Source organism: Methanobrevibacter sp. 87.7 (genome assembly GCF_002208625.1).
Taxonomy (GTDB): Archaea; Methanobacteriota; Methanobacteria; order Methanobacteriales; family Methanobacteriaceae; genus Methanarmilla.
Genome location: NZ_MRCT01000077.1, coordinates 1 through 9,041, shown reverse-complemented (window position 1 = coordinate 9,041; position 9,041 = coordinate 1). Strand labels below are relative to the sequence as shown.

Below are 9,041 nucleotides of genomic sequence, written 5' to 3'. Positions count from 1 at the left end.
TTAATTTTAAAGAAATATTTTACAAATTATTAAAATATTAGCGTAATTAAAATATAATAAAAGTTTAAAATAAAAATAAATATCTATTTTTACTTAAGTAAAATAATAAAAAAACTCATACTAATTTTTACTTTAATAAACAACAATAAAAGAAAATATATTAAATATAATGAATATATTATAAGGTAATTAATTTTAATATAATTATTTAATATTAAAAAAATTAAGGACTTAACATAATAAAGAAGTGAGGAAAATGAAAATTGAAAAAAATAATAAGTATAAATTTAAAAAAGAAGAATATGCTATAGTCCTAGATTATCTTAGATTAGGTTATGTAAATAAAACAGGAACTAAATTTAAAAACAAACCAGTAATACAATCAATAGGCACAGATAAATTTACTCTTCTTGAACTTATACCAAAAGATAATGTAGATATTGAAATTCATGAAAAAGTATACATAGGTTCTGGAAAAAGAGATAAAATAAAAACAGTACGAAAACTTGATTACAATAATCTAACAGCTACTAGTCGTGTTGAACTAGAATATGCAATAAAAGAAATTATTGAAAAACAAGAGGACAAATATATTAATTTCTTTAATACTGCAGGTTCATTAAGTACTAGATTACATAAAATAGAACTTCTTCCAGGAATAGGTAAAAAAACAATGTGGAACATTCTAAAAGCTAGAGATGAAAAACCATTTGAATCATATAAAGATTTACAAGAAAGAGTACCTTCATTACCAAATCCAATAAATATGATTACAAATAGAGTAATACAAGAACTTGATCCAAATACTGTTAAAAAAGGTAAAAAGAAATATTACCTATTTACTCAAATTCCTAGTGAAAGAATGAGAGAATATTATAAAGAACAGAAAAGAAAAAATAGGAATAAATCAAAAATTAAAAGGAATAATTAAATTTATAAGCAAATATTTTCTAAAGAAGTGATTAATTGAATAATAATCAAATTTCATTAGCAAAAGAAACTAAAAAGCTTTTAAAAAAATATGATTTAATTTTAAATCATAATTTAGGCCAAAATTTTCTTATAGATGATGCAAAAAGAAATCAGATAATTGATTTTGGAAATATTAATTCTAATGATACTATTTTAGAGATTGGTCCTGGAATAGGTACTTTAACTTTAAAAATGGCTAAGAAAGCAAAAAAAGTAATATGCATCGAAAAAGATAAAAAAGTTCTTAATATATTAAATAAGCGTATTGAAGATAATTCAATAGATAATATTGAAATTATAAATGATGATGCACTTAAAGTAGATTTTCCAAGATTTGATAAGGTAATATCAAATCTTCCTTATCAAATTTCTTCACCAATTACTTTTAAACTTCTTAATTATCCATTTAAATTTGGAGTGTTAATGTATCAGAAAGAATTTGCATATAGAATGTTAAGTAATGTTGGAGAAAGAAATTATTCAAGATTATCTGCAATGTTACATTTTAAAGTAGATATTGAATTGTTAACAAAAGTTCCTGCAGAATGTTTTATGCCAAAACCAAAAATAGATTCTGCAGTTGTAAAACTCACTCCAAATAATAAAATTAAAGATAAAGAATTATTTAAAAACTATGAAAAAGTTTGTAAAGCATTATTCCAACATAAAAATAAAAAAGCAGAAAATTCAATAATAAATTCTCGTCATGAATTAGGTTATACTGATAAAAAAGAATTAAAAACAGATATTAAAAACTTAAATTCAGAAAATTTAGATAAACTACTTGAAAAAAGAGTAATCAGTTTAAGTCCTGAAGAAATACTTGAAATTACAAAATTATTAAGTGATATTTTATGAAAATGGGAAAATATAATATTAAAACTGATGATTTAGTTTATGAACCTGCTGAAGATACATTTCTTTTAGCAGAAAATCTTCAAATAAACCCAGAGGATTCTGTTTTAGAAATTGGTACTGGATCAGGTCTAGTTGCAATTTATGCAAGAGAAAAATCAGATAAAATTACAGTAAGTGATATTAATATTAATGCTCTTGAAATTGCAGAGGAAAATTTTAAAAATAATGGGATTAATGATATTGAAATTAAATTTGGAAATCTTTATGAACCTTTTGAAAATAGAAAGTTTGATGTAATTCTATTTAATACTCCATATTTACCAACTGAAAAAGAAGATATTATTGATACTGACTTAAATTATGCATTTGATGGTGGAGTAGATGGAAGAAAAGTTATAGATCCATTTTTATATGGGTTGAAAAATCATTTAAACAAACATGGAAAAGTTCAGATGATACAGTCTTCATTATCTAATATTGAAAAAACATTTGAAATATTAGAAAGTGAAGGTTTTATATGTGAAATTACAAAAAAAGAACACTTCTTTTTTGAGGATGTAGTTTTAATAACTGCTACTTTAATATAATTTAATGATTTCCATATAATAACTAATCAAAATACTAAAAGATTTTATATCTATAAATAGCTTAAAATAAGCAATTTACATAATTACAATCTATTAATGATTTTTATATCATTAAACTCTTTTTTAATAAATAGCTAAAAACTTAAGATTTATAATATAACTAATTTTTTAAAGATTAATAAATAATCTAATAATCAAAAAATAAATCTAAAATAATTAAATAAAACTTAAAATAAATAAAAACAGAAAATAAATCATTTTTATAATTAAATAAAAATAATAACTAATTTTAAATAAAATAATAAAATGAAGAAATTATTGAATTTCTCCATCAAATACTAATTTTGCAGGTCCTTCCATAAATGCTCCTAATTGTTCTCCTTCTTTGTAAACAGTGAATTTAAGATTTCCACCAGGAAGATGTAAAAGAACATTTGAGTCAAATAAATCATTTTTATAACCTGCAATAGCAATAGCTGTAGCACCAGTACCACAAGCAAGAGTTACACCAGCACCACGTTCCCATGTTCTCATTTTACCTTCATTTCTAGATATAACTTCTACAAAATGAACATTAATATTTTCTGGGAATAATCTATGAGTTTCAAATGCAGGACCAAATTTATCAATATCTACACTATCAACATCATCAACAAAAATAATAACATGAGGGTTTCCAACACTTAATACAGTAATATTAAATTTTTCACCTTCAACTTCTAATTCTTTATTGACACATTCTTCTCCATCATAAATCATAGGAACTTCATCAGTTTTAAAGGTAGATGTACCCATATTTACCCTAAAGAATTTAGGTTCATTATTTTCAAGTGTAATATCAATTGTTTTAATTCCACTTTTTGTTTCAACTGTCATTGATTCTACTTCAAGAATTTTTTTCCTATATACAAAGTCAGCAAAACATCTAATACCATTACCACACATTTCTGCTTCTGAACCATCTGGATTAAACATTCTGTAACCAATATCTGCTTCAGATGAAGTTTCAACAAATAAAACACCATCAGAACCTACACCAAAATGTCTATCACATAAGAAACGACAAGCTTCAGGTTTATCAGATTCAGAAATAACAGTACCTGCACTTTCATCAATAATTAGAAAATCATTACCAATACCATGCATTTTTGAAAATTTCAATCCTTTTAAATCAACCATATAAACTACCTCCAAAAACTATTGTAAGTAATCTGGAATAATTTGATTTCTAAATAAATCATCATATGTTTCAGCTTTACGTACTACTGTTGCATCTCCATCTTTAACTAAAATCTCAGCAGGTAAAGGTCTTGAGTTATAATGTGATGCCATAGTAAATCCATATGCACCTGCATTTAATATTGCTAAAACATCTCCTTCTTCAACTTCAGGTAAAGGTCTATCTCTAGCAAATAAATCTCCAGATTCACAAACATCTCCAGCAACATCTACTTCTTCTTTAATAGGTGCACTCATTTTACTTGCATCAACTATATGATGGTAAGATCCATACATAGTAGGTCTAAGTAAAGTGTTAAACCCTGCATCTACACCAATATATTTTCTGTAACTTTGTTTTACACTATTAACTTTAACAAGTAAATCAACTGCATCTGCAACAATATATCTTCCAGGTTCTAAGAACATAGTAGGTTTACCCATATTATACTCTTTAAGTTTTTCTTCAAAGTATTTAATATTTTCATGAGCAAAATGATCAATATCTAATGCTTTTTCTTCAGGAGTATAAGGTACTCCAATACCTCCACCGAAATCTACAAATTCAAAATCAATACCTGCTTCTTCATGAACTTTACCTACAATATCCATAGTAGAACCAATTGCTAATTTAAATGGTTCTGGATCTAAAATTCCTGAACCAATATGAGAATGAATACCTACAGGATCAAATCCTAAATCTTCTGCTAATTGATATACTTCAACTGCTTCATTATCCATAATACCAAATTTACTCATTACACCACCAGTAATGGTATGAGCATGATGTCCAGCACCAACCATAGGATTTACTCTAATAGATAATTTAAGACCATTAGGATCTACAACACTAGCAAGTCTTTTAATTGCTGATACTGAATCAACATTTAAAATAACTCCCATATCATGAACTTCTTTAAGTTCTTCATTAGTGATATTATTACCAGTGAATAAAATTCTATCTGGTGAAAAACCTAATTTTTCACATGTATAAACTTCACCAGGTGAAACTGTATCTACACAACATCCTTCACTTTCAAGTATTTTCATAACTGCAAGATTTGTATTAGCTTTACAAGCATAAAATACTTTAAAATCTGGATAATATTTAGAGAATGCATTATAAAATCTATTATAATTATCCCTTATTCTATTTTCATCAATTACATAAATTGGGGAACCAAATTCATCTACAAGATCACATGCATCAGCACCACCAATATTTAAATGGTCTTTTTCATTTACTTTAATATTTAAATCCATTATAATCCTCCAGATAATAAATTTAAAAGATTTTTATTAAGTCATCAATATAGTTTAAAATCAATATAATAATTTTATTAATAAAAATATTATACTCCTTACTTTTATTATATAATTTTTAATATTTAATTTATTTTAAAAAAGATAACACTACTTATATAAACTTATTAATATATAAATTTTAGCTAAGACAAAAAATTATTTTAAAAGAGGTATAAAAAATGGAAAAAGGTTATGGACTTTCAGTAAGAGGAATAGCTAAAAAAGATGGAAAAATACTTGTTTTAAAAAGACACCCTAAAAGTAGAACCTTTCCAAATCAATGGGAATTTCCAGGTGGAAAAGCAGAACATAATGAATATTTTGATGAAACATTAACAAGAGAATTCAAAGAAGAAACTAATTTAACTGTAAAAGCAAATGGATTTTATGAAGCAATTGAAGATGAACAAGAAAAAAGAATTACAATACAACTATATATGTATGTAGATATAATTGGAGATGAAATAGTTAAAATTAGTAATGAACATATAGATTATGATTGGAAAAGTATAGAAGAACTTAAAAATATGGATTTAAGTCGTACTACACTAAAAGTTTTAAAAAAGAAAAATTGGAATATTTAATAAAATAGCTAATAAAAAATAAAGAATTTAAACATGTAAAAAATTATAAAAAAATATAATCATGCTAAAAAATGAAATTAATGTATAAAAAAAGCTTAAAAATAAAAAACTAATAGAAAAATCTAGTAAATAGCTAAAAAATAATATAAATACAAAATATGAAAAAATAGAAAAAATAAAAATTAGATTTCAGAAAATACTTCATCTAATTTTTCTATCATAGAATCAATATCTTCTTTTGAAATTATAAGAGCAGGAGCAATTCTTAAAACATTACCTGCAGTACAATTAATTAAAACACCTTTTTCTCTCATTTTATCAACGATATCTCCACCTTCCATAGTAAGTTCAATACCTACTAAAAGACCTAAACCTCTTACATCAGAGACAAAATCATATTTATCTTTTAAAGTGTTTAATTTATCTTTAAGATATTCACCCATTTTTTTAGCATTTTCAGAAAGATTTTCTTCATCCATAAAATCTAATACAGCATCAGCTGCAGCAGTAGCAAGTGGATTTCCACCAAAAGTAGAACCATGATCACCAGGTACAAATGCAGAAGCTACCTCTTCAGTTGCTAAGGTTGCACCTATAGGAACTCCTCCACCAAGACCTTTAGCAAGACTTACAATATCTGGTTTAATTCCAAATAAATCATGTGCAAAGAAAGAACCACATCTTCCAACACCAGTTTGAACTTCATCAATAATAAGTAATATATTATTATCATTACATAATTTTTGAATACCATCCATATATTCTTGACTTGCAACATTTACTCCACCTTCACCTTGTACTACTTCTAACATAATAGCTGCAGTGTCATCACTTATTGCATCTTCCATAGCTTTTAAATCATTATATGGAACATGTTTAAATCCAGATGGTAATGGTTTAAATGGTGCACTAAATTGATCTTGACCAGTTGCAGTGACTGTTAACATTGTTCTTCCATGAAAAGATTTTAATGCAGTTATAATCTCTCCTTTACCAGTAGCTTTTCTTGCAAGTTTAATAGCTGCTTCATTAGCTTCTGCTCCACTATTAGAAAAGAATGTTTTTGTAAAATGAGATTTATTTGCTAATTTTTCGGCAAGTACTGCTGCTGGTTCATTATAATAAATATTAGATGAATGAATCATTTTTTCAGCTTGTGTTTTAATAGCTTCAACGACTTTTTCGTTAGTTTGACCAACATTATTTACTGCAATTCCAGCAAAGAAATCTAAATATTCATTTCCATCTTTATCATAGACTTTAACACCATGTCCATGATCTAAAACAATAGGTTGTCTACCATAAGTATGCATTACATACTTATCATAGTTATCCATAACTTCATTAGTATTCATAATAATAACACCTTAATTAATTTGAAAAATAATAAAATAATTTTTTAAATTTAAAACTTAAATAAAGAAAAAAATAGTTTTATAATAAATAAAACATTCTATTAATAATTTTATATTTTATTTAATTTATAAATACTTTTTTATTAAAAACTAAATAAATAATTAAGCTTAAATAATTAAAAAAGTATTATTTTAAAAAATATACTTTAAAAATATAATTTTAAATAGATAAAATTCTTAAAAAGATTAAAATAACCTATAATATACTTTAAAAATATAATTTTAAATAGATAAAAGATTTAAATAATCTGTAAACTTTAATTAAAATAAAAAATATATAAAAAATTAATTATAAATTAAATAGAGGATATTATGGAAAGTGTAAAACTTGGAAAAACAGACTTAATTGTAAATAAACTTGGTTTTGGGGCATTACCTCTTCAAAGAGCAGAAGAAAAAGATGCAATATCTTTTCTAAAAAAAGCATATAATAATAAAATTAATTTTTATGATACTGCAAGAGCTTACTCAAACAGTGAAGAAAGAATAGGTAAAGCATTATCTAATGTTCGTGAAGATATTTATATTGCAAGTAAAACTAAATCATTAGAACCAGAAGGAGTATGGAAAGACCTTGAAACTAGTCTTAAAAATCTTAAAACAGATTATTTAGATTTATATCAATTCCATAATCCACCATTTTGTCCAAAACCTAATGATGAACATGGAATATATGATGTATTTCTTGAAGCAAAAGAAGAAGGTTTAATAAATCACATAGGAATAACCACCCATAAAAATGCACTTGCAATAAAAGAAATTAAAAGTGGATTATTTGAAACTATGCAATACCCTTTTTCATATTTAAGTGAAGAGAAAGATTTCAAAATTATTAACTTATGTAAAGAAAAAAATGTAGGATTTATTGCAATGAAAGCAATGAGTGGAGGATTACTTAAAGAATCTAAAGCAGTATATGCATTTATGGAAGAATATCCTACTGTCCTTCCAATATGGGGAATACAGAAAGAAAGTGAATTAGATGAATTTTTAACTTATCAAAAAAATAATGTTAAACTTAATAAAGAACTTAAAGAAGTAATTAATGAAGACAAAGAAGAACTTTCTGGAGAATTCTGTAGAGGATGTGCATACTGCCAACCATGTCCTAATGGTATTAATATAAATATGTGTGCTAGAATGTCATTATGGATTAGACGTTTCCCAACTGAACCATATCTTACTCCTGAATACCAAGAAATGATGGAAAAAACACTTGATTGTGAAGAATGTGGTGAATGTCTTAGTAAATGTCCATATGAACTTAATATTCCAAAACTTCTTCGTGAAAACTACGAAGATTATCAAAATGTTTTATCTGGAAAAATAAACACATATAAAGAATAAAATAATTTATTAATATAATAAAAAATCAAAATACTAAAAAAAATAAATTACAAAAATTTATTAATATAGTAAATTAAATAAAAAAACTATATTTTAATATTTAATTAAAATAAAAATTAATAATGTTTAATAAAAAATTTTATTAAAACATTAAAAAGAATTAAAGTGATAAAATGAAAAAAGCTACAATGGAAACTGAAAAAGGAACAATTATTTTAGAATTATTCCCTAATGAAGCTCCTGGAACTGTTGCTAACTTTGAAAAATTAGCAAATAGTGGATTTTATGATGGATTAACTTTCCATAGAGTAATTCCAGACTTTGTTATTCAAGGAGGAGATCCTAACGGAGATGGAACTGGAGGACCAGGTTACACAATTAAATGTGAAACTGAAGGAAATCCACATAAACATGGAACTGGTGCTTTATCTATGGCTCATGCAGGTAAAGACACTGGAGGAAGTCAATTCTTTATTACTTTATCTCCACAACCTCATTTAAATGGTGTACATACTGTATTTGGTCAAGTTATCGAAGGTATGGATGTTGTCTATAATATTAGACAAGGAGATAAAATGACAAAAGTTAGAGTAACAGGATAATTCCTATTACTTACTTTTTTTATCTTAATCTTAATAATAAAAATAGCTAATTTTAAAAACTATATTCAATAAAATTTAGAAAATAACTAATTTTAAAAATATCTTAATAAAAATTTAATAACTAATTTTAAAACTATATTCAATATATAAACT

9 protein-coding genes are annotated in these 9,041 nt (G+C 24.9%); 6 read left to right on the top strand and 3 right to left on the bottom strand.

The features are described 5' to 3' along the window. Positions 1 to 256: 256 nt before the first annotated feature. From BGI41_RS05015 to BGI41_RS05005, 3 genes are read left to right on the top strand one after another with little or no spacing between them, the layout of a single operon-like run. The gene (locus BGI41_RS05015; RefSeq protein WP_088539140.1) at positions 257 to 931 is read left to right on the top strand and encodes a DUF655 domain-containing protein; all 675 of its coding nucleotides are present in this window, start codon (positions 257 to 259) and stop codon (positions 929 to 931) included. A gap of 35 nt (positions 932 to 966) precedes the next feature. Continuing rightward, positions 967 to 1,830: a 16S rRNA (adenine(1518)-N(6)/adenine(1519)-N(6))-dimethyltransferase RsmA gene (gene rsmA, locus BGI41_RS05010; RefSeq protein WP_088539138.1), complete on the top strand. Its 864-nt coding sequence runs from the start codon at positions 967 to 969 to the stop codon at positions 1,828 to 1,830. Positions 1,831 to 1,832: 2 nt separating this feature from the next. Next, positions 1,833 to 2,417 carry a HemK2/MTQ2 family protein methyltransferase gene (locus tag BGI41_RS05005; RefSeq protein ID WP_088539142.1) on the top strand — a complete coding sequence of 195 codons (585 nt, stop codon included), beginning with the start codon at positions 1,833 to 1,835 and terminating at the stop codon, positions 2,415 to 2,417. Between the two features lie 315 nt (positions 2,418 to 2,732). Here BGI41_RS05005 and dapF read toward each other — a convergent pair whose 3' ends face one another. Together dapF and lysA are read right to left on the bottom strand one after the other, a co-directional pair. Beyond that, on the bottom strand, positions 2,733 to 3,596 hold the full coding sequence (dapF, locus tag BGI41_RS05000; RefSeq protein WP_088539136.1) for a diaminopimelate epimerase: 864 nt from the start codon (positions 3,594 to 3,596) through the stop codon (positions 2,733 to 2,735). An 18-nt stretch (positions 3,597 to 3,614) separates the two neighbouring features. Next, positions 3,615 to 4,898 carry a diaminopimelate decarboxylase gene (gene lysA / locus BGI41_RS04995; protein WP_088539134.1) on the bottom strand — a complete coding sequence of 428 codons (1,284 nt, stop codon included), beginning with the start codon at positions 4,896 to 4,898 and terminating at the stop codon, positions 3,615 to 3,617. Positions 4,899 to 5,119: 221 nt separating this feature from the next. Between lysA and BGI41_RS04990 the strand changes: the two genes are divergently transcribed. After that, complete coding sequence (locus BGI41_RS04990; RefSeq protein WP_088539132.1) at positions 5,120 to 5,524, top strand: NUDIX domain-containing protein; 405 nt, start codon at positions 5,120 to 5,122, stop codon at positions 5,522 to 5,524. Between the two features lie 182 nt (positions 5,525 to 5,706). Here the strand turns inward: BGI41_RS04990 and BGI41_RS04985 are convergent, their stop codons facing one another. Beyond that, entirely contained in the window at positions 5,707 to 6,879 is a 1,173-nt protein-coding gene (locus BGI41_RS04985; protein WP_088539131.1) for an acetylornithine transaminase, read from the bottom strand. 372 nt (positions 6,880 to 7,251) lie between these two features. On the opposite strand from BGI41_RS04985, the gene BGI41_RS04980 reads away from it, so the two are divergent. After that, positions 7,252 to 8,286, top strand: coding sequence for an aldo/keto reductase (locus BGI41_RS04980; RefSeq protein ID WP_088539130.1), 1,035 nt, complete (start codon positions 7,252 to 7,254; stop codon positions 8,284 to 8,286). Positions 8,287 to 8,459: 173 nt separating this feature from the next. Next, the gene (locus BGI41_RS04975; RefSeq protein WP_088539129.1) at positions 8,460 to 8,888 is read left to right on the top strand and encodes a peptidylprolyl isomerase; all 429 of its coding nucleotides are present in this window, start codon (positions 8,460 to 8,462) and stop codon (positions 8,886 to 8,888) included. The last annotated feature ends 153 nt before the right edge of the window (positions 8,889 to 9,041 follow it).